This is a genomic window from Amycolatopsis keratiniphila, from assembly GCF_000400635.2.
Taxonomy (GTDB): Bacteria; Actinomycetota; Actinomycetes; order Mycobacteriales; family Pseudonocardiaceae; genus Amycolatopsis; species Amycolatopsis keratiniphila.
Map to the genome: position 1 here is coordinate 1,510,171 of NC_021252.1, position 20,850 is coordinate 1,531,020.

Annotated in this window: 17 protein-coding genes and 1 pseudogene; 10 read left to right on the top strand and 8 right to left on the bottom strand. The window is 70.4% G+C overall.

Translation table 11 applies throughout. From position 1 onward, the window contains the following. Positions 1-13 precede the first annotated feature (13 nt). From AORI_RS48255 to AORI_RS48270, 4 genes are all read left to right on the top strand, one after another. Entirely contained in the window at positions 14-643 is a 630-nt protein-coding gene (locus tag AORI_RS48255; RefSeq protein ID WP_016331844.1) for an MSMEG_1061 family FMN-dependent PPOX-type flavoprotein, read from the top strand. A gap of 13 nt (positions 644-656) precedes the next feature. After that, positions 657-1,544, top strand: a complete 888-nt coding sequence (locus AORI_RS48260) for a PDR/VanB family oxidoreductase (protein ID WP_016331845.1) — start codon at positions 657-659, stop codon at positions 1,542-1,544. Positions 1,545-1,554: 10 nt separating this feature from the next. After that, positions 1,555-2,511, top strand: a complete 957-nt coding sequence (locus AORI_RS48265) for an alpha/beta hydrolase (RefSeq protein ID WP_016331846.1) — start codon at positions 1,555-1,557, stop codon at positions 2,509-2,511. An 84-nt stretch (positions 2,512-2,595) separates the two neighbouring features. After that, positions 2,596-2,892 carry a DUF1540 domain-containing protein gene (locus AORI_RS48270; RefSeq protein WP_016331847.1) on the top strand — a complete coding sequence of 99 codons (297 nt, stop codon included), beginning with the start codon at positions 2,596-2,598 and terminating at the stop codon, positions 2,890-2,892. Between the two features lie 80 nt (positions 2,893-2,972). Here AORI_RS48270 and AORI_RS48275 read toward each other — a convergent pair whose 3' ends face one another. The 4 genes from AORI_RS48275 to AORI_RS48290 all read right to left on the bottom strand — a co-directional run bounded on the left by AORI_RS48275 (position 2,973) and on the right by AORI_RS48290 (position 8,845). Further along, positions 2,973-3,641: a hypothetical protein gene (locus AORI_RS48275; protein WP_016331848.1), complete on the bottom strand. Its 669-nt coding sequence runs from the start codon at positions 3,639-3,641 to the stop codon at positions 2,973-2,975. Positions 3,642-3,792: 151 nt separating this feature from the next. Next, on the bottom strand, positions 3,793-5,973 hold the full coding sequence (locus AORI_RS48280) for an RICIN domain-containing protein (protein ID WP_016331849.1): 2,181 nt from the start codon (positions 5,971-5,973) through the stop codon (positions 3,793-3,795). Positions 5,974-6,133: 160 nt separating this feature from the next. After that, positions 6,134-7,012, bottom strand: coding sequence for a helix-turn-helix domain-containing protein (locus AORI_RS48285; protein ID WP_016331850.1), 879 nt, complete (start codon positions 7,010-7,012; stop codon positions 6,134-6,136). 18 nt (positions 7,013-7,030) lie between these two features. Next, on the bottom strand, positions 7,031-8,845 hold the full coding sequence (locus AORI_RS48290) for a glycoside hydrolase family 15 protein (RefSeq protein WP_016331851.1): 1,815 nt from the start codon (positions 8,843-8,845) through the stop codon (positions 7,031-7,033). 138 nt (positions 8,846-8,983) lie between these two features. On the opposite strand from AORI_RS48290, the gene AORI_RS48295 reads away from it, so the two are divergent. After that, the gene (locus tag AORI_RS48295; protein WP_016331852.1) at positions 8,984-10,291 is read left to right on the top strand and encodes an MFS transporter; all 1,308 of its coding nucleotides are present in this window, start codon (positions 8,984-8,986) and stop codon (positions 10,289-10,291) included. Positions 10,292-10,378: 87 nt separating this feature from the next. Here the strand turns inward: AORI_RS48295 and AORI_RS84705 are convergent. Both AORI_RS84705 and AORI_RS48305 read right to left on the bottom strand, forming a co-directional pair. Continuing rightward, positions 10,379-10,795: pseudogene (locus AORI_RS84705) on the bottom strand (potassium channel family protein); the annotation flags it as partial. A gap of 9 nt (positions 10,796-10,804) precedes the next feature. Beyond that, the gene (locus AORI_RS48305) at positions 10,805-13,450 is read right to left on the bottom strand and encodes a winged helix-turn-helix domain-containing protein (protein ID WP_043847940.1); all 2,646 of its coding nucleotides are present in this window, start codon (positions 13,448-13,450) and stop codon (positions 10,805-10,807) included. Between the two features lie 121 nt (positions 13,451-13,571). Between AORI_RS48305 and AORI_RS48310 the strand changes: the two genes are divergently transcribed. Both AORI_RS48310 and AORI_RS48315 read left to right on the top strand, forming a co-directional pair. Continuing rightward, a complete protein-coding gene (locus AORI_RS48310) occupies positions 13,572-13,916 on the top strand; it encodes a hypothetical protein (RefSeq protein ID WP_016331855.1) in 345 nt (114 codons plus the stop codon). Then, positions 13,913-14,167 (top strand): hypothetical protein, encoded by a 255-nt coding sequence (locus tag AORI_RS48315; protein WP_123798305.1) that lies wholly within the window; start codon positions 13,913-13,915, stop codon positions 14,165-14,167. The genes AORI_RS48310 and AORI_RS48315 overlap by 4 nt, the downstream gene beginning before the upstream one ends. 23 nt (positions 14,168-14,190) lie before the next feature. Here the strand turns inward: AORI_RS48315 and AORI_RS48320 are convergent, their stop codons facing one another. Further along, positions 14,191-14,697, bottom strand: a complete 507-nt coding sequence (locus tag AORI_RS48320; RefSeq protein WP_016331857.1) for a DUF1269 domain-containing protein — start codon at positions 14,695-14,697, stop codon at positions 14,191-14,193. Between the two features lie 201 nt (positions 14,698-14,898). On the opposite strand from AORI_RS48320, the gene AORI_RS48325 reads away from it, so the two are divergent. Further along, a complete protein-coding gene (locus AORI_RS48325; RefSeq protein WP_016331858.1) occupies positions 14,899-15,360 on the top strand; it encodes a DUF7144 family membrane protein in 462 nt (153 codons plus the stop codon). Between the two features lie 113 nt (positions 15,361-15,473). Then, positions 15,474-17,954, top strand: a complete 2,481-nt coding sequence (locus AORI_RS48330; RefSeq protein WP_016331859.1) for a winged helix-turn-helix domain-containing protein — start codon at positions 15,474-15,476, stop codon at positions 17,952-17,954. A 9-nt stretch (positions 17,955-17,963) separates the two neighbouring features. Here AORI_RS48330 and AORI_RS48335 read toward each other — a convergent pair whose 3' ends face one another. Next, complete coding sequence (locus AORI_RS48335) at positions 17,964-19,127, bottom strand: AI-2E family transporter (RefSeq protein WP_043847942.1); 1,164 nt, start codon at positions 19,125-19,127, stop codon at positions 17,964-17,966. Positions 19,128-19,334: 207 nt separating this feature from the next. Between AORI_RS48335 and AORI_RS48340 the strand changes: the two genes are divergently transcribed. Beyond that, positions 19,335-20,687: a hypothetical protein gene (locus AORI_RS48340; protein ID WP_016331861.1), complete on the top strand. Its 1,353-nt coding sequence runs from the start codon at positions 19,335-19,337 to the stop codon at positions 20,685-20,687. Positions 20,688-20,850: the final 163 nt, after the last annotated feature.

Genomic DNA, 20,850 nt, shown 5'->3' on the forward strand with positions numbered 1-20,850 from the left:
TCATAATTGTGCCATGACCAGCACTGAGACGCGTCCGCGCCGGCTTTCGCCCGAGGAGGTCCGTGCCCGGCTCGGGGAGCCGGAGGCCATGATCAAGGCCAAGGTCCACGACCGGATCGACCGGCACGGCCACCGGTTCATCGCCCATGCGCCGTTCGTGGCGATGGCGACGTCGGACGCGACGGGCCTGCCCGACTGCTCACCGCGCGGCGACTACCCCGGCTTCGTGAAGGTGCTCGACGAGCGCACCCTGGCGATCCCCGACCGGCCGGGCAACAAACTCGCCGATTCCTTCCGCAATCTCGCGGAGAACGACGGGATCGGCCTGATGTTCGTGGTCCCCGGCGTGCGGGAGGTGTTCCGGGTCAACGGTCGTGCCTATCCCACCGACGAGCCGGACGTGCTCGCCAGGATGCGCACCGAGGGCAAACCGGCGGTTCTGGCGATCATCGTCGAGGTGGAGGAGACCTTCTTCCACTGCGGCCGCGCGCTGATCCGGTCCCGGCTCTGGGATCCCGCGAGTCAGGCGCTGGCGGACGAATTGCCGTCCGTCGGCGAGGTCGCCGCCGAGCAGATGGGTCCCGGCGTCGATCCCGCGGTGCTGCAGACCATGCTCGAAACCGGCTACCGGCAGTTGTACTGAGGTGATCCCGTTGATGCAGAAGACCGTGCTCGACCGCGTGGAACCGGTCGCCGAGGGTGTCGTCTCGCTCGTCCTGCGCGGCGCAGACGGCCCCTTGGCGCCCTGGGAGCCTGGCGCGCATGTCGATCTGTCCCTGCCGAACTGGCTGACCAGGCAGTATTCCCTGTGCGGGGACCCGGCCGATCGCGGCAGTTACCGGGTCGCCGTCCGCCACGACCGGCTGAGCCGGGGCGGTTCGGAGTACGTCCACCTGTTCCTGCGCGCGGGCCGGACCCTCGATGTCTCGTTGCCACGCAACAACTTCCCGTTGCTGTCCGCCCCCGAGTACCTGTTCGTCGCGGGCGGGATCGGCATCACGCCCCTCTTGCCGATGCTCGCGGCGGCGGGCGACTCGGCCAGGTTGGTGTACGTGGGCCGGTCCGAAGCGACCATGCCGTTCGCCGCCGAACTCAAGGCGGAATACGGCGACCGGGTGCGTCTGCACGCGGGCGGCAGGCCGGACTTCGCCGCGCTCGCGGCAGAACTCGGCCCGGACGCGCTGGTCTACTGCTGCGGCCCCGCGTCGATGCTCGACGCGGCCGAGGCGGCGTTCCCCGCGCATCGCCTGCACCTCGAACGCTTTCGGCCGGTGGTCAAGGAATTCGGGCCCGACGTGCCGTTCGAGGCGCACTGCGTCCGCTCGGGCCGGACGGTGCCGGTCGCCGCGGAGGAGTCGCTGCTGGACGCCTTGAACCACGCGGGATTCCGGATCCCGTCCGGGTGCCGTGAGGGCGTTTGCGGTAGTTGCGAGATCGGCGTCGTCGGCGGGGAACCTGAGCACCGCGACGACATCGGGGCGCCGGACGGGCGGATGTACTGCTGTGTCTCACGTGCGTCTTCGCGGCTGGACGTCGACCTCTAGGCTCACACGGATGGTGGAACCCGCATACGATTCCGAACTCGCCGCCGTACTGCCCGCGCTGAAGGGGAACGTGCCGGTCGGTATGACGGCGGATCAGCTGGAGCGGTACCGGGCATTGCCGTTCCCGACGATCGAAGAACAGATCGGCGACCGCCCGGTCACCTGGACCGATCACACGATCCCCGGATACGGCGGCGCGGAGATCACCGTTTCGGTCATCGCGCGCCGGGATCATCGCGGCGGCGGGCCGGGGATCTACCACGTGCACGGCGGCGGGATGGTGATGGGCGACCGGTTCGCGTCGGTGGGGCCGCTCGTCGAATGGGCGATGAAATACGACGCCGTCGCGGTCACCGTCGAATTCCGCCGCGCGCCCGAACACCCGGATCCGGTGCCGGTGGAGGACTGCTACGCCGGGCTGGAGTGGATGGCCGCGCACGCGGACGAGCTGGGCTTCGACCCGGGCAAGCTGGTCATCTTCGGCGGCAGCGGCGGAGGCGGTCTCGCCGCCGGGGTCACGCTGCTGGCGCGCGACCGCGGCGGGCCGGCGCTGTGCGGGCAACTGCTCCAGTGCCCGATGATCGACGACCGGAACGACACCGGGTCCGCGCGCCGGTACGACGGCGTCGGTGTCTGGGACCGGACCAGCAACCTGACGGCGTGGACGATGGTCCTCGGCGACCGGCGAGGCGGCCCCGACGTCTCGCCGTATGCCGCCCCGGCCCGCGCGACGGATCTCGGCGGGCTGCCGCCGACGTTCATCGACGTCGCCGCCGCCGAGGTGTTCCGCGACGAGGCCGTGGCGTACGCGAGCGCGATCTGGGCCGCCGGGGGAGAGGCGGAATTGCACGTCTGGGGCGGCGCTTTCCACGGCTTCTACGATCTGGCACCGGAAACGGCCGTCGCCCGATCGTGTCTCGCCGCCCGGGATTCCTGGCTGGACCGGCTGCTCGCCGGACGTGAATGAATTTTCCCGAATTGCCGCCGCACCGGGCCGGTGTAACCCTGGTCATACCGAACGACACCACCACCACGAAGTACAGGAGTCGTTATGACCACGACCGAAATGCCCGCCGTCCACGAATGCACGGTCAGCGGATGCTCGTACAACCACGACGGCTGTCACGCCTTCGCCATCACGGTGGGCGGCGGCAACGGATCGGCCGATTGCGGAACGTTCGTCCCGCTCAATACCAAGGGCGGACTCGACCGGGTGACCGCGCAGGTCGGAGCCTGCTCCCGGTCCGACTGCCGCCACAATTCCGCGCTGGAATGCACCGCTTCGAGTGTCCGGGTGGGACCGGGCGAGGGTGACCACGCCGCCAACTGCCTGACCTACGCGCCTTAGTCGCCTAATTGCGCGTGAAGGCCCCCTTTCCTCGGCTCAGCCGAGGAAAGGGGGCCTTCACGCGCTTGGGTGCGAAGCCGTCAGGCGCCGGCCTGGTCGCAGCTCGCGGCGTCGGTGCCCAGCACCGGGTCGGTCACCGGACGGTTCGTGATCGGGATGGTCTTCTGGGTGGTCAGCGCGCCGTCGCGCAGGGTGTACACGGTGCGCGTGCCCGAATAGGTGAGCGGGTCGGCGCCGACGTCGTCGGCCTCGGCCGCGACGGTTTCGAAGGTGCGGCCGCCGCCGTCGAGCGGGGTGCACTGGTAACCCAGGTGGGCGGCGACGCCACCGCCTTCGGCGACCGACAGCGGCTTGTCGTCGTTGCCGACGACCTGGGCGAGGTTGCGGCCGTCGTAGTGCAGCGCGGTGAAGAACGTGGTGTTGGCGCCGACGGATTGGGTGACGATCAGTTCCGCGCGGCCGTCGCCGTTGAGATCGGTGACGCGCGGGGCCTCGAGCGGGACCGAGCTGTCGGCGCCGAGGTGGATCGAGGTGAAGGTGCCGTGCACGGTGGCCGAGACGACCTGGTCGCCGGGGCCGGTGAGCTGCGCGGTGACGGTCTCGATCTCGCCGTCGCCGTCGAGGTCGGCCACGGTGGTGACCGGGTCGGCGGAAGGCGCGCTCGCCAGCGCCGGGACGACGGCGGCCAGGCTCAGCGCCACGACGACGCCGGTGATGGTGGTGGTGCGGATGATGCCCGTGTGCTTCATGGTGTTCTCCCTCCCACACTCCCGGTGAACTTTTCACCGAAAGTACTCTCAGGAAGGGAGACGGTTACGGATCAGGGACGTGCAGTGAGAGTGTGATGTGCCACACAAACGCAACCCGGGTGGCCCGCCCCGGAGAACGGGCCACCGTGGCTCAGCCGATGGCCCACGCTTGCAGCGAGGAGCCCGTGTCGGCCTGCTGCGTCACGGCCGCACCGTCCGAAGTGGACGCCGTGGTCAGCAGCAGACCCGAGCGGACACTGGCGATCTTGTAGGTGCCGTTGGGCTGTTTCGTCGCGTTCCAGCGCTGGTTGGCCCCGCCGGTACACGTCCACTGGATGACGCGCGCGCCCGCGGTGGTGGACCCGCCTTCGACGTCCGCGCACAGTTTGGAATGCGCGTTGGTCAGCGTGTAGGAACCGTCGGCCTGCCTGGTGAACAGCCACTTCTGGTTGGCGCCGCTGTTCGGCGTCCAGGTGACCAGCGGGGTTCCGGCGGTGGTCGAGGAGTCCGGGTCGTCGAGGTTCTTGCCGGACGCGGCCAGGGTGTGGACGCCGCCGAGAGTGCCCGCGCCGGCGTCGGTGAACTTCAGCGTCTGCTCGGCCGCGGTCCGGCCGCCGCCGACGGCGTTCCCGGTGGTATCGGTCCAGGATCGCAGCGGGGTGGTCTCCGCCAGGCGTGACGTTTTGCCGGACAGGCCGAGCACGAGACCGCTGTAGCGGTTCACCAGCCGGAAGGTGCCCTTGTCCACAGTGGACGGGATGACGAACCACTGCTGCCCGACCGTCGAAGCCGACGTGACGGTCGGCTTCGCGCCCCACGCCCGGCCGGCCTGCACGGCGTCGACGCCGAGGAGCTGGCCCGTGGCGGCGTTGGCGATGCGGTATGAGCCGTCGCCGTCGGAGGTGAACTGCCACGCTTCGCGGTCGGATCCGGTCGTGGCCGAGACCGACGTCGTCGCGGTTCCGGTGCCCTGAGCGAGAACCCGGCCGTCGCCGAGGCCGATCCGGTACTTGCGGGAAGTGTCCACAGGGGACGGTGCGGGCGCGGACGACGTGATGGTCTGGGTGGTGTACTCGCCGCCCGCGTTGTTCGAGCAGGCCACCGCGCAGTACGACCGGAACTGCTTGCCGATGATGGTCGAGTTCGTCTTGTTCGCCGCGTCGACGAACCAGCGGTACCACGACTGGTTGGTGTAGCTCCCGGTGTCGCCGATGAGACGCCATTTCTGCGTGGTCAGGTCGTCGGTCACGTAATAGCGCTGGGGGACGACGCTGTCCACGGCTTCCGGCGCGCCGATGTAGAGCCCGAGATGCGCGTTGTAGGCGATGTTCATGATGAACAGATCCGACTTCTTCGGCAGCTGTCCCGCGGCGATCTGCTGGGTGACGTTGCCGGTGTTGGCCGGGTCGTAGTCGTCCGCTACGGGCGTGTAGCCGGTGTCGCCCGCGGCAGACACGGGGACCATGTTGCTCTCGCGGCCGCCGACGCCGGGCTGGCTCCAGCCGCCGTCGAACCACTTCTGCCACGAGCCGGACGCCATCTTGGCCGAGATCGGCGAACGCGCGACGTGGGCCAGCCCGGTCATCGGGCCGCCGGCGCCGGCCTTCGGCACGATGCGCGAGCCGTAGTAGACGTAGAAGTAGCCGGAGGCGGTGTCGACGAACAGGCGCGGATCACCGTCGCCGTAGTCGAACGTCTGATGCGGGAATGCCGCCGTGTCACCGCGTTTCGTGCTGTACGGCGAAGTGATCGCGTGATCCTTGATCGTCCAGGTCTTGCCCTGGTCCTTCGAGACGGCCATGTCGATCGCGTCGTAGTGCGAGAACGAGTACGCGCCGAACGGTTCGGGGGTGAACTCGTTGTGGATCAGGCCGTACCAGTCGCCGGTGTCCGGATCGACCCACGTGCCGACGAGGTCGCAGAAATTGCGCTGCGAGTAGCCGGAACCGGCGGGCGGGTCGGTGGATTCCTTGCCGGTGGGGCTGTTGTTGCAGCGCCAGGTGGTGTCGTCGTTGCGGTCGGCGGGATTCGCCGGGTTCACCGCCGAACTGATCGGGTTCTTGGTGAAGCTGTCGAAATCGCGTCCGCTGTAGAAGTCCCACTCCCGCGGCTGGTCCGCGCCGTAGAGCGCGGCCGCCTGCTGGAAGTAGAACGTGCCGTCCTTGTCGACATAGGTACTCGCCGGGGTGTCGGTGGTCGGGCTGAACGACTTCTTGGCGTCGACCGTGATGGTGTACGTCGCGTCCGGCGGCGCGGCGTCGGACGACACCGGTACCACCGTGGTCGCCGCCACGGCCAAGGCCGCGGCGCCGAGAAGAGGCAGGGTCCGCATGACTCTCTCCCAAGGGTGACCCGCACCACAGTTGGCGGGGCGGTCGCCGATGTTATGAACGTAATTGCGCGTAAGTCAACGCTTTCAGTCAACTTCAAGCGTCGACCATGCACTTATTGCGCGGAAAGTCCAAGCGGCCCGATACGGAAGTCCAAGGCGGTCAGTCGGGTACCAACGGCGGGTCGTCGGCCGGGGGAACGCGCGAACTCCAGCCGCCGGGCACGGCCTGGACGCGCGACTCGCGGAAGCGCGCGGGGGAGACGCCGGCCCGGCGGGTGAAGAGCCTGCTGAAGTACGCGGCGTCCTCGTACCCGATCGCCTGCGCCACCTCCTGCACCGGCATCCGTGTGGTGGCGAGGAGTTCCTTGGCGCGGTTGAGCCGAAGGGTCAGCAGGTGGTCCTTCAGCCCGGTCTCGGTGCTCCGGCGCACGGCGGTGCGGAGTTCGGGCAGCGTCATCCCGCGCCGGGCCGCGATTTCCGCGACGCTGAGCGGCAGCAGGGCGTCCTGCGCCAGCGCCTCCAACAAGGGACCGTCATCAGGTGTGCTGTCGGCGGCCCGCCGCAACGCCACCAGCAGGTGATGCACGGCCGCCGAGGCGTCGACCTGGGCGAGCGGGCTGCCACCGCGCGCGCAGCGCACGATCCGGCTCACGATGTCGCGCACGGCCTCGACGTCGCCCAGCGGCACCACCGGCGTCGCGGGTGTGACGTAACCGAGTTCGACATAGGCGTCCACGGCACTGCCGTCGAAGTCGACGAAGCATTCTTCCCAGCCGTGCGCGGGATCGGGCGCGTAATGGTGCCCGACACCGGGGACGAGCCACAGCAACGCGGGCGCGACGACCTCCTGCCGTTCCTCGCCCGTCACGGCGAACCAGCCGCGCCCCTTGGACACCACCACGGCCACGTAGTGGTCGAGCACACGCGGCCCGACGGCGGGCAGGACGCCGTGCTGCAGCCCGACCCCGAGGCACACCAGGCCCAGCCGTCGGTGCACGGCGGACGGTGTGAAGTACCGCATCCAGGTCCGGTAACCCATCCCCGCATCTTCGCGCAATCAGCCCAAAGCGGCGTCGAGGGTGACCGCCGCGTCGATCAGCGCGAGATGGGTGAAGGCCTGCGGGAAGTTGCCGAGCTGTTCGCCGCTGGGCGCGATCTCCTCGGCGTAGAGGCCGACGTGGTTGGCGTAGGTCAGCATCTTCTCGAACGCCGCCCGGGCCTCGTCCAGCCTGCTCGCCCGGGTCAGCGCGTCGACGTAGGCGAAGCTGCACAAGGAGAAAGTGCCTTCCGTGCCCGCCAGGCCGTCCGGGGACGCGGCCGGGTCGTACCGGTGCACCAGGCTGTCGACGACCAGATCCTTCCCGATCGCGTCGAGCGTCGAGAGCCAGAGCGGATCCCGCGAGGGGAGGAAGCCGGTGCGGGGCATCCGCAGCAGCGACGCGTCCAGTTCGTCCCCGGTGTAGTGCTGGACGAACGCCTGCCGCGTCCGGTGCCAGCCCTGGTTCAGGATCTGGTCGTAGATGCTGTCGCGCTGCCACGTCCAGTCCTCGACCGGGGCGGGACGGCCGTGGGTGCTCGCCATCCGGAGGCCGCGGTCGAAGGCGACCCAGCTCATCAACCGGCCGTAGGTGAAGGACCGGCGGCCGCCCCTGGTCTCCCAGATGCCCTCTTCGGGCTGATCCCAGTGTTCGCCGAGCCAGTCGAGCGCCGCGCGGACCGCGGTCCACCCGCGATGGGGCAGCTCGAAACCCGCGCGGTCGGCGGCGTAGACGCTGTCCAGCGCCTCGCCGTAGATGTCCAGTTGCAGCTGCCCGGCCGCGTCGTTGCCGATCCGGACCGGGCTCGATCCGCGATAGCCGGACCAGTGCGGGAGGCCCTCCTCGCGGAGATCCGTCGTGCCGTCCACGCGATAGAGCACGGCCAGCGGCCCGCCGTCCCCGTTGCCGCCTTCGCGGATCCGGTCGCCCAGCCAGCCGCCGAACCGGGCGGCCTCTTCGGTGAAACCGAGCGCCAGCAGCGCGGAGACCGAGAACGACGCGTCCCGCACCCAGGTGTAGCGGTAGTCCCAGTTCCGTTCCCCGCCGAGTTCCTCCGGCAGCCCGAGGGTAGGCGCGGCGACCAGTCCGCCGGTCGGCCGGTAGGTGAGCAGTTTCAGGGTGATCGCCGAGCGGGTCACGATCTCGCGCCAGCGGCCGCGGTAGGTGGAGCGGGCCAGCCACGAGCGCCACCAGCCCACCGTGCCGTCGAAGAGAGCGGTGAACTCGCGGAGCCGGATCTCCCGCGGCGGTTCCGCGGTGTCGGTTTCGAGGACGACGCCCCGGACCTGTCCCGCCGTGAGACTCAGCCGCAGATGCGCGTCGCCGCCTTCGAGCCGCGTCTCGGCCAGGTGCTCGTCGCCGGGTTCGCGGACCGGATGCAACGTCAGCGACAGTTCGCTCGACACGAAGACGACACCGTGCCCGAACGGGATCGCCTCGTGCGGACGACGGCCGTAGTCGAACCGGGGCGCGACCTCCATCTCGAAGGTGACGCTGCCCCGGACGCAGCGGACGAGGCGGGCGATCCGGTGCCGGGCGGTCGCGGCGCCGCCGCACGGAGGCATGAAGTCGACCACTTCGCCGATCCCGTCCGCGCCGGAGAACCGGGTGATCAGGACCGCGGTGTCCGGGTAGTACATCTGCCTGCTCGTGTACGGCCCGCTCGGCCGGATCCGGAACCGGCCGCCGCGTTCGTCGTCGAGCAGCGCGCCGAAGACCGACGGCGCGTCGAAACGCGGACTGCAGAACCAGTCGATCGACCCGTCGGTGGTGACCAGCGCGGCGGTCTGCAGGTCGCCGATCAGGCCGTGGTCGGCGATCGCGGTTTCGGGCATGGCGCCTCCTCGGGTATCGGGTGCGGTCGGTGATCACCGTCGTCCGGCCGGGTGGCCGCCGCCTCATCCACCCGGGGTGAGGTGGCCCGGTGGTGGCCACGACACCGTGGGCGGCACCCCGACCGGAAGGCCGTGCCGATGCTCGTACCGCCCTTGGCCCTCGCCCAGTTCGCCGCCAGTTACGCGGCGACGACGATGACCGTGGCCGTGAGCGTGCTCGCCGCCGATCTCGGCACGACGGTGCTCGGCGTCCAGACGGCGATCACGTTGTTCACCCTCACCATGGCGACGCTGATGGTGCCCGGCAGCAAACTGACCGACGTCCTGGGGCGCAAGCGGTGTTTCGTGGCCGGCCTCGCCGTCTACGGCGCGGGCGCGCTGCTCGCCTCGGCCGCGCACGGGCCGGTCGCCTTGGTACTGGGGTATTCCCTGCTGCAGGGCGTCGGGTCGGCGCTGATGATCCCGCCGATCTACATCCTGGTGACCGTCGCCAGTCCCGACATCGAAACCAGGGCCCGCCGCTTCGGCGTGGTCTCCGGCGCCGGCGCGCTCGGTGCCGCCGCCGGTCCGCTCCTCGGCGGGCTGATCACGACGTGGCTGGGCTGGCGGTCCTCGTTCCTCCTCCAGGTGCTGATCGTCGGCGTGATCGTCCTGCTGGCGCTGCGGATCGCCGAACCGCCGGAAACCCCCGCCCGCACCCCGTTCGACGTCGGCGGTGCGGTGCTTTCGGCGGTGGGCCTGTTCTTCGTCGTGGCCGGTGTGCTGCGCCCGGCCTGGTTCCTCATCGGGCTCGGCGCCGCGATCCTGGCCGCGTTCCACCTCCACATCCGCGCGCGGGAACGGGGCGGCCGCGAACCGCTGGTGTCCCCCGCGCTCTTCCGCGACCGCGTCACCCGGCTCGGCCTGATCACCCAGCACGTGCAATGGCTGATCCTGCAGGGCTCGTTCTTCGTGATCGCCGTTTTCCTGCAACAGGCCCGCGGGTACGACGCCGTCGAAACCGGGCTGACGCTGACACCTGCCACTATCGGCATCCTCGCCGCTTCGGCGGCCGCGGGACGGATGGCCCGGCGGCACGCGCAGCGCCGTCTGATCCGCGGTGGTTTCGTGCTCGCCATCGCCGGGCTTCTGCTCGTGCTCCTGCTGGTGCGGGCGGATTCAGGGGTGGCGAGCGCCGTTCCGGGGCTGTTCCTGCTCGGTGCCGGGGTCGGGATCATGCTGACGGCGTCGGTGAACCTGGTCCAGTCGCGCAGCCCGGACGCGGCCCAGGGCGACATCTCGGGGGTCTCGCGCGGTGTGTCCAACCTGGGTTCTTCGGTGGGGACGGCGCTCGCGGGTTCCGTGCTGGCCGGGGCGGCAGGCCATGGCTTCGCCTGGGCACTCGCGACGATGACCGCTGCCGGGGTGATCGGCCTGATCGCCGCGGTGCTGCTGCCCGCGCGGTAGGTCCACTGTGGACGAACGCCGGTGCCGCACGGCGGTCACGATCACCCGCAGGGCGATGCTCAGCACGAGCAGGTTCGCCACCATCTGGATCATCACGATGATCCGCGCCGTCGCCGAAACCGGCGCGATGTCCCCGAAACCGACCGTCGTGAACATGGTGACCGTGAAGTACAGGGCGTCGGTTCGCGTCAGCTCCGTGCCGAACGAACCGGGCCGGTCCTGCCCGAGCACGTAGTAGACGTCGGCGAACAGGAGCAGGAACAGCGGCACGATCAAGGCCAGCGCCTGGATCCCTTGCAGGGCGGGGAAAGGCGAGCGCAGGATCATCCGCACCTCGCCGACGACGACCAGCACCACGATCGCGAGGCCGCAGGCGAAGGCGGCCACCGTCCAGGGACGCAGCCCCTGGTCGACGGGGAGCAGGTAGTACAGGCACAGCAACGCGGTGACGGTGAGCAGCGGCCGCAGCACCGCGAGATGGACGAACCGCCAACCGGCCGCCATGACCCCTCCTCACGACTCGGTGTCCAGCAGACCGCGCCGGAGCGCGATCGCCACGGCGTCACGCCTGCTGCGGACGTCGAGCTTCGCGTAGATGCCGCGGACGTGGGTCTTGACGGTGTTCGGCGAAACCGTCAGATCCTGGGCGATCTCGTCGATCGACCGCTGGGTCGGCAGCAGGCGCAGCACATTGCGTTCCCGTTCGGTCAGCGGCGCCGGCATCGGCGGGGTCCGCGACTCGCGGCGCCGGGCGAGCACCTGGCAGGCGAACCGCTCACCGGCGCCGAGTTTGCCCAGCCGCGCGGTCAGGAACGCGATGACGTCGGAAGGGGCGAACACGAACGGGAACCGGACGTCGCCGGGTTCGGCGGCGCGCAAGGCGTCGTCCAGCGACCGCACGGCCCGTTCCGGCGCCCCGGCCCCGAGCGCCGCCCGCACGCCGATCAGCGACGCCTCGACCTCCGACCACGGCAGCAGCATCGGCGCGCCGTCCTCCGACAGCGAGCGCAGCACCGCACTCGCCGTGCCCTGCCTGCCGAGCCGCAGCTGGGTCCGGGCCCGCATCAGCAGCAGTTCGCCCGAACCGGCGATGATCGGCTGGGCCCAGCGGAAGGTCTCCCGCGCCTGATCGGCCGCGCCGAGCCGTAGCGCCGCCCGGTGTTCCAGCACCGCGCACCACGCCGCGTGCTCGGCGGAGAAACTCCGCCCGGTGCCGAGCCGGGTGCGTGCACGGCGCATCCTCCGCAGCCCCGAATGCCAGCCGCCGAGCTCGAATTCCGCCGCGCCACGCAGGGTTTCGGCGATCAAGCCCAGATTCCCGGCCGCGCGGGCAGGCGCGTCGCCGAGCATCCGGCCGATCTGTTTCGCGTGTTCGACGCATTCGGCGGCCTCGCCGCGCAGCAAGGAGCCGTAAGCGAGCTGAGCGGACACCTGCGCACCTTCGAGCGAGCGATGCGGGTCGTGCGCCGCGTGCCGGGCCTGCACCCGCCGGGCCAGCGCCTCCATTTCGCGGTAATCGCCGTCCGACCCGGCCAGCCCGCTCAGCGTGACAAGGCATTGCGTGGCCAGGAAATGGTGCCGCGCGTTCGCGGCGGACCCGGCGACACGGGCCAGCGCGGCACGGGCGGAGGCACGATCACGGCGTGCGGTCAGCACACCCACCCGGTGCAGGGTCGCCAGCCCGCCGAGGCCGGTGTCCGCCGCCAGATGCTCGTCGACCTGCTCCGCCGCGCGGACGGCCTGTGCCGGGCCGCGATCGATCTGGGCCAGCCGGGATCGCACCAGTTGCCGCAACACGGTCAGCTCCGCCTCCGGTTCGGCGGGCCAGGCCGCGTCCGCGCAGCTCAGTTGCGACTCGGCCGACGTCGGTTCACCCCGTTCCAGATACAGCGCGGCCGAGACCAGCGCGAGCAGGGGTGAGGCCACGGTCCGCCGCTCGCCGAGAACGGCGAGCGCGAGCCTCAGGACGTTGTGCTCACCGCCGAGGAACAGCGGCACCGCGTGGCGGCGCGAAAGTTCGCCGACGCGGGTGGTGTTCCCCGAGCGGACGCTGTGCAGCAGTGCGGCGGCGGCCTGGTCGTGTTCGGCGAACCAGCGCGCCGCCGCCGCGTGCAGTGACCTCGTCCGGTCCGGATCCCGGCGCAGCAACTCGGCCCGCAGGTAGGTGCGCAGCAGGGGCGGGACGCGGTGGCACGGAGGGGTCCCGGCGGAATGGACCACGCGCGCGGGTTCACCGAGTTCGCGTAGCAGCGCCTCCGCGTCCGGCCGGTCCGTCAACGCGGCCGCCAGCCCCTCCGGGACTTCGTCGCAGATGCTGATCGAGCGCAACAGATCCCGGTGGACGGCGGACAGGGGAGCGAGCACCTCGTCGGTCAGGTAGTCGAGCACCGCCCGGTCCCGTCCGGCGAAGAAGTCGGCGAGATTTCCTTGACGTGCCGCCGAAGCGGCGGCGAGACGCAGTCCGGCCGGCCAGCCGCCCGTCCTGCTCACGAGCAGCCCCACCTGATGGCGCGGGATACCCGGCCCGATCGCCGCGATGAGCGCCTCGGCCTCCTCCGGCGAGAAGCGCAACCGGTCCACGCCCACTTCGAAAAGCCCTCCCGCGATCCGGGCGCGCACCAGCGGCAGCGGTGGCTCCCGGCGGCTCGAGATCACCAGCCGCAGCCCCGACGGCTGATGCCGCAGGAGCGCACGTACTCCGCGCCAGGTGCCGGGATGGGTGATCTCCTGCGCGTCGTCCAGTACGAGCAGGACGGGTTCGTCCACCGTGTCCAGCGCGTCGGCCATCGTGGCCAGGAAGGCGAGGTCCGTGCCGGGGGACGCGGGGACCGCCAGCGAGCGCAGCGGATTCCCCGCCGGGATCCGGGCGCAGCCGCACAGTGCTTCGAGGACGGCCGACCAGAACAGCCGTTCGTCGTCGTCCTCCGCGTCGGCGGACACCCAGGCGACCGCCCCCCGGCGGCGGGCCGCCCACTCGGCGAGCAGCACCGTCTTGCCGAGACCCGCGGGCGCCCCGACGAACGCCAAGGCGTGTTCTCCCGCTTCGTCGAGAGCGGCGAGCAAACGTGGCCGGGAAACGAGATCCGGTGGCGGATCGGGGATGGTCACCTTTGTCCTCGGGACCCGTCTTCGCGGCGGAATATGCTGATCCTGCATCATGCGCCAGCCTCCTTTGCGGCCAGTTTCACATCGTCGGAGCGGATACTGCCAGGCAATTCGGCGGTCTCACCCGCGCTGGGCGAGGAAAAGAGCGAGTGCACCCAGAATCGTGTGCCGCGTGATGGCCAGTGGAGATTGCCGGAGAAAAGAGAATGGCCGGAAACGGCCCGCGTCGGTATTCGTCGCTACACAGTTCTTCTGGATCGGTCCCGTCGAGTTCGCGGCACTCGACCTGCTGGGGACCGGCCGGGTCGGACCCGAGGCGGGGTTCTTCTCGCTCGCCGTCCTGCTCGCCACCCTGACCTCGGTGACCTCGATCCGGCTCGGCGCGCGGGCCGGCCTCGACCTGTTCGCGCGGCTGCTCTTCCTGCCGTGGCACACCTGGTCTTCGATCATGGCGGCGGTCGACCTGGCGGTACTGGCGGCGGCCTGGTTCCTGGCGGGCCGGGGAAAGGGGAACCGATGAGCCCGTTGGCCGGAATGAATTACGTCTTCCGGGGCAGCGGCCGAATCCCCGAACAGGCGAACCGGACGGTAGACGATTTCCGGGGAATGTTCGTCGTCCCGATCGGCGGCGAGCTGATCGTCTTCGGCACGGTGACCGAGCAAACAAGCGTTTCGCGAATTCTGTGCGCGCTCGAAGCACTGGGGATGCGGGTGGACTCCGTGCACCGGGTCCGTGAACTGCCCTCGCGGGTTTTCCCGATCGCGCGGTGAATCGGGAAAACCCGGAGCCGGGATCAGAGCCGTTCGGGGAGGGGGAACTCGCCGAACGCGGCACGCAGCCGCGCCTCTTCCTCGTCGGAGAGATTGGTGGTCACCAAGGCGGCGCCGGTCTCCTTGAACGGCTCGGCCACCCGGTCGAGCACGGCACCGTCCGCCATCACGAACAACGCGGACGTGCCCGGCGTGACCTTGGCCCGGACGGTGGCGATGAAATCGTCGTCGATGCCGACGCGGGACAGCGAGCCGGTCAACGCGCCGATCGCCGCGCCGACGGCCATGCCCAGCAGCGGCACCAGGAAGATCAGGCCGAACAGCAGTCCCCAGAACCCGCCGCCGAGCGCGCCGGCGCCGGTCAGCGAACCGAGGTCCTTGGTCTTCGGCTTCTTCCTGCCCTCGGGCCAGGTGACATAGGCCGCGTCGGCGATCTTGATGAGCTGTTGTTTCTGCAGTCGTTCCAGCAGCGCGAGCGCGTTCTCCGCGCCGTCCGCGGTGGGAAAGGCCCATACGGTCAGCGAACTCATGGTGCGTCCTCCTCGGTCCTGGGTCGGTGCTCGGAGGCCGCACTGTGCTCCGGGCGGCGGCACCCCCGCATCGCCCGGGCCGGATGAGGCGGTGCGGCGGGGACGCGGCCCTGATCTCACCTGGCGCGGGCGAGGCCCCCGTCACGGTGAACCGACCATGATCGCCCGGGTCCGCAGCCCCCGCTTCCGAAAAGAGGGACCATGAGCGAAAGAGCGCATCACTGGACCACCACGGCGGGCACCGGCCCGTCGTCCCCGCCGGAACACGCCGCGAGGGCGTCGCGGCGATCGGGCTGGGTGTGGTTCGCCGCGTCGATCACCATCATGGCCGGCCTGTTCACCGCGGTGGAGGGGCTGGTCGCGCTGTTCGAACAGAACTACTACCTGCTCGGCCCGTCGGGGCTGCTCGTCTTCGATCTCGGCGCCTGGGGCTGGATCCACCTGATCGTCGGGGTCCTCGCCGTGTTCGCGGGGAGCGCGTTGTTCACCGGGGCGCCGTGGGCCCGCGTCGTCACCGTCCTGCTCGCCGGGTTCAACGCGTTGGCGCAGCTGGTGTTCCTGTCCGCGTACCCGATCTGGGGCGTGGTCGTCATCGCCCTCGACGTCCTGGTGATCTGGGCAGTGCTCGTGCACGGGGACGAGACCTCGGACGAGCTCTGGTGACCCGCTGACCAGTACAGTCGTGGCCTCGCCGGGGTCGCGATCCTTCGGACGATCGAGAGGTTGACTTGCCCGCTCGAACGACATCGCGGTCCTGGCGGATCCCTTCGGCCAAGGTGACGGTGCCGCGGGTGCCGGGGATCTTCGTCCCGCGCGCCCGGCTCACGGCCCTGGTCGACCGGGCCGGCACCCGGCCGGTGACCGTGCTCCGGGCGCCCGCCGGTTCCGGCAAGACCACCGCGCTGGCCTGCTGGGCCCGCGATCGGCGGGACGTGGCCTGGGTGTCGCTGGACGACGACGACAACGACGAACGCCGTCTGTGGTCGGCCGTCCTCCTCTCGCTGCGCCGGAACCTCCGCCTCCCGGAGTTCCGGCTCGGGCCACCGGCACCCGGACGGCGCACCGAATTCCTCGCCGATCTCGGTGACGTGCTCGCCGGTCTGCGTGAACCGGTGTGGCTGGTCCTGGACGACGTCCAGGAGATCTCCCGTCCGGAGCCGGTGGAAGCGCTCGCCGCGCTGGCCCGGCACCAGCCGCCGATGCTGCGGCTGGTGCTGGCCACGCGCGTCGAGCCGAAACTGCGGTTGGCCCGGCTGGAGGTCGAAGGCGCGCTTTCGCGGCTCGGCGCCGCCGAACTCCGCTTCAGCGTGGAGGAAACGGCGAACCTGCTTCGCTCCACCGGGGCCACGGTGGGCGAGGACCGGGTCCGCGAACTGACCGAGCGCACCGCGGGCTGGGCCGCCGCGCTCGGCTGGGCCGCGGTCTCGGTACGCGAGGCCGAGGACGCGGACGGGCTCGTCGCGGCGGTCGGGGGCGACGAGCTCGCCGTGGCCCGGTTCTTCGCCGACGAGGTGCTCGCGCGGTTGCCGCCCGCGACGTCGGATCTGCTGCTGTGCGTCAGTGTCTGCGACACCGTGAGCGCGGCGCTCGCGGCGCGGCTGACGGGTTCGCCGGACGCCGGGGTGACGCTGGACGAACTGGAGCGCGAGACCGGGCTCGTCGTGCGCACCCCGGCCGACACCTACCGGCTTCCGGCGCCGCTGCGTGGTTTCCTGCAGGCGGAGCTGGCACGCCGGTCCCCGGCACGGGCGCGGCGGCTGCAGGGGATCGCCGCCCGCTGGTACGCCGGGCAAGGGCGGTTCGGCGAAGCGCTGACGCACGCCGTCGCGGGCCGGGACCGGCAGGGGGCCTTGCGCCTGGCGCGCGACCACGCGGTGCGCCAAGTGCTGGCAGGCGACGGGAAACTCGTCCGGGGCGCGCTCGCCTATCTGGGCGAGGGGGCGTTGAGCGCGAGCCCCCGGCTCCGGCTGGCGTCCGCGCTGGAACACGTCCAGCGCGGGGAGTTCGGCGCCGCCGCCACCGATCTCGGCGACGACGGACTGCGACGGCTGGCCGCGCCCCATCTCGCGCTGGTGACGGGGAGCGGGCCGCCCGAGAGCACGGTGACGCGGTCGCCGGAATCGGTCGCGTGGGACAAGGTCGAGCTGGTCTGGCGGGCGCTGCACCGGGGCGCCCGGCGGCACGCCGTCGCCCGTGCCGAAACCGCGCTGCGCCTCGCCCACGGCGAACGGCTCGAACATCTCGTCCTGCACAGCAGACTCGCGCTCGCCGTCGCGACGGCGTTGCTCGGCGACCACACGGCGATGCGGCGCGCGTGCATCGGAGCGCTCGCCGTCGCCCGGCGGCACGGCTGGTGCCGCTCGCCGGGGGTCGCCGAATGCCATCTGATGCTCGCTTACGACGATCTGATGCGCTTCGAACCGGTGGCGGCCGCGGGCGAGCTCGCCAGGGCTCCACGAGCGGAAGTGCCTGTCTCCGCGCCGGTTCTGGGGCCGCTGCGGGGCTTCTTCGAAGGCATGGTCCGCTTCGACGGGGGCGACCGGGCGGCGGGCTCGCAGGCCATGCGGGCGGCCCGGCGGAGGCTCGCGGATCTCGAACTGCCCCGCGAACTCATCGGGATGTGCACCGTCGTCGAGCACCACGCGGCGCTCGTGGTGGGCGAAGGCCTGCACGCGGCCGAAGTGTTCGCCTGGGCGCAGGAGAGCTTGTCCGGCACCGCCGAGCTGGCCCTGCTCCAGATCCGGGCCCACCTCGCCGTCGAGGAGACCGACCTCGCCGAGAAGGTCTTGCGTGCCAACGAATCCGCTCCCGCGTTGCTGCCGGCCACCCCGGTCGACACCCGCCTGGCCGAGACCGCGCTCGCGTTGCGGTCCCACCGGCGGACCCTGGCGCTGCAGGCGCTCGACCGCGCGCTCACCCTCGCCAGGCCGCAGCGGCTGATCCGCCCGTTCGCACTCGCCGAGCCGCGGGTGAGGAACCTGTTGATCGACCATTCCGGTGGTTTCGGCTCACTGGACCGTTTCGCGCAGACGGTCCGCGGGCGTCTCGTGCCGAACACCCCGCCCAGCGAACTGACCGATCGCGAGCAGGTGGTGCTGCGGCGGCTGCCGTCCCAGCGTTCGCTCGACGAGATCGCGTCGGATCTGACGGTGTCGGTCAACACGGTGAAGACCCATGTCCGGTCGATCTACGGCAAGCTCGGGGTGAACAACCGCCGGTCGGCCGTGGTGGTCGCGCGCCACCACGGCCTGACCTGAGCGCGCCGGTCAGCCCTTCCGGCGATCCGGCGAGCACAGCAGCGCCTCGGCCCAGCGGGCACGCGGATCGACGTCGATGAGCAGCGCCTTGACCAGCAGCGTCGCCGGCACGGCGAGGACGGCGCCGAGCGGGCCGAGCAGCCAGGTCCAGAACACCAGCGCGAGTACGGTGACCAAAGTGGACAGACCGACGGACTCGGCGACGAACCGGGGCTGGATCAGCGACTGCACCACGAAGTTCAGCAGGACGTACACGACGATCGTCACGAGCATGGCGCGCCGGCCGCCGTCGAGGAGCGCGATGAGCGCGGGCGGTGCCACCCCGATCACGAAGCCCACGTTGGGCACGTAGTTGGTGACGAAGGACAGCAGCCCCCACAGCACGGCAGCCGGGATGCCGAGCAGGGCGAGCGCGATCGTGTCGAGTATCGCCACCGCTCCGCCGAACACCGTCGTCACGACCAGGTATCTCCTGGTGCCGAAGGCGAACCGCCGCAACGCCGCGCCCGCCCACGGCCGGTCGCGCGCGATCCGGCCGAGCCGTTGCCCGGCCCACGCCGATTCGGTGCTCAGGAAGAGCATCAAGGCGAGGAGGAAGGCCAGGTTCGTGACCAGTCCGCCGACGCCGGCGAGCAGGGATCCGGCGAAACCGATCAGTTTGCCCGTGTCCATAGTGGACAGAATCTCGCGCAGTTGTGGTTCGCCGACCCCGAACCGGCCGAGGAACGCCGCTCCGTCCCGGAGCAGTTCGTCGGCCTGCCCGGCGTAGCGGGGGAGCAGGGCCGAAAGCTGCGCGAGGGAGATCACGACCACCAGGAAGAGCGCGAGCAACGCGGCGTAGACGGTGGCCACCAGGACGGCGACCGTGAGCCAGCGGGGGAAACCCTTGCCGCGCAGCCAGGTCCGCACCGGGTCGAGGGTGATCACGATGACCAGGGCGAGGAACACGGGCCCGGCGAGCCAGGCGATCGCGTTCAGGCCGGCCAGTACGACGACCGCGGCGGCGGAACCCAGCAGCATCACCAGCGCGCGGGGAAACAGTGTGCCGGTGGCGGGAGGTGGCGCCGGAATCGGTGGCGGCCGTCTCGTGAAGCGCCGGGCTTTCTGTCGCCCGCTGGTCTTATGGCGGCGGAACCGGTACGCGGGTGAATCGCCGAACGATATTCGCACCATGCGGCACCTTCCAGGAGGCGGATCGGCGTTCCACGGTGGCAGGCCGCCGGTTTCCGAAGATCACCCGAAGCGGGCGAAAAACCGGGCGCGGCCGCCCTTTCGGTCGCGCTTCGGTGCCTGCACGATCATCGGAAGTTCCGGTATACGTGGAAGGGAGGGCGCCGCCGGGGAGGACGGCATGGCGCTTGTAGCAAGGGGGAAATACCGATGTTCGACGCGCGTCTCGTCGCTGACCAAGTCAGCCCGCTCGCCAAACCGAAGATCAGAATTCTGTTCTACACCGATGTCGTCGGCTTCTCGGGGAACGGCGGCTTCTCGCTGGGAATCGTCCGTGATCTCCTTTTGGGGAATCAGCCTTTCTTCGCCGAGTTCGAGATCGATTTGATCAACCGGCACGACGGCGGGCACGCCGCCAACAAACTCACCACCGAAGTGCTCGGCCGCTACGAGCAGGTGTGGTTCTTCGGCATCCTGCAGTCCAACATGCCGGGAGAGCCGGAAAACGAGCTCGTGGACGCGGAGGTCGCCGCGCTGCGGACGTGGATGGACGCCGGTGGTGGCGTGCTCATCTGCGGCGACCACTCGAATCCGCGTCCGCCGGGAGCGGATCCGTCGCTGCCCGACTACCTGAACCTCGGCCGGGCGCTGGGGCACCGGGTCCCGCGCGCGGGTGAGCTGCGGGTGTGGAACGACCGGCCCGACGCCAGCATCGAGTTCAGCCACAACACCCACCAGCCGGATCCGTGGGGCAGTGACATCAACAATCCGATTCCGAACGACCTCGACCCGTACCCGCAGGAGCTCATCCTGCGGAAGCGGTTCGGCAGGCCGCACGCGCTGTTCCAGGGCAGGCGGGGACCGATCACCGTTTTCCCGGACCACATGCACGAGGGACAGCTGGTCATTCCGGAACAATTCCCGGCTGATGTCTGGCCGTCCGGGCGTTCGGGGCAGCCGAAGCCGGAAATCGTCGCGCAGGGCACCGACAAACGCAACGGCCAGGTCTACGGCGTGTCCTGTGTGTACGACGGCGCGGCCGCCGGTGTCGGGCGAATCGTCGCCGACGCCACTTGGCACCACTATTTCGACATCAATCTGTGGGGTTTCGAAAAGGGCGGCGAGGTGCTCGACCGCCTCACCGAGTACTACGTGAACCTCACACTGTGGTTGACGCCGAAGCCGGTCAAGCTGGAAGTGAACTCGCAGCTGCTGTACTGGCTTTCGCGCAATATGAGCGTCCGCGCGGTGCTGCCGGAGGGGTTCCGGGTGCCGGGGATCACCGCGGCGGGCCTGGTCCGCGAAGTCGGCGGGCAGAGCGTGCTCGACGATCTCGTCTGGCCGCTGGAAGGGGCGCCGGGGGTCCCCGAAGAACTGCTGCTCGGTGCCGTCGTCAAGGAATCCGTCGCGGCGCTGAGCGGAGGGGACGTCGAGACGTTCGACGCCGTGGACGTCGTCGAGCGGGGCCTGCGGGCCGGGGCCGAGGAGTACGCCGCCGAGCTGCGAGCAGCGCTCGACGACGTCGAAGGCCTGGGCCAACGCCTGGCGCAGGGTATTCGCTGAGTACATGAAGGCCCCCTTCCTTGTGTCAGGCGCAAGGAAGGGGGCCTTCATGTACTGGGGAAGGTGTGAAGGTCGAGTTTCCTCGGCTGAGCCGAGGGAAGGGGGCCTTCACGCGCGGCCGCTGTGACTGTTGGTGTTCATGGGGCTTGTGTGACGTCTCGCA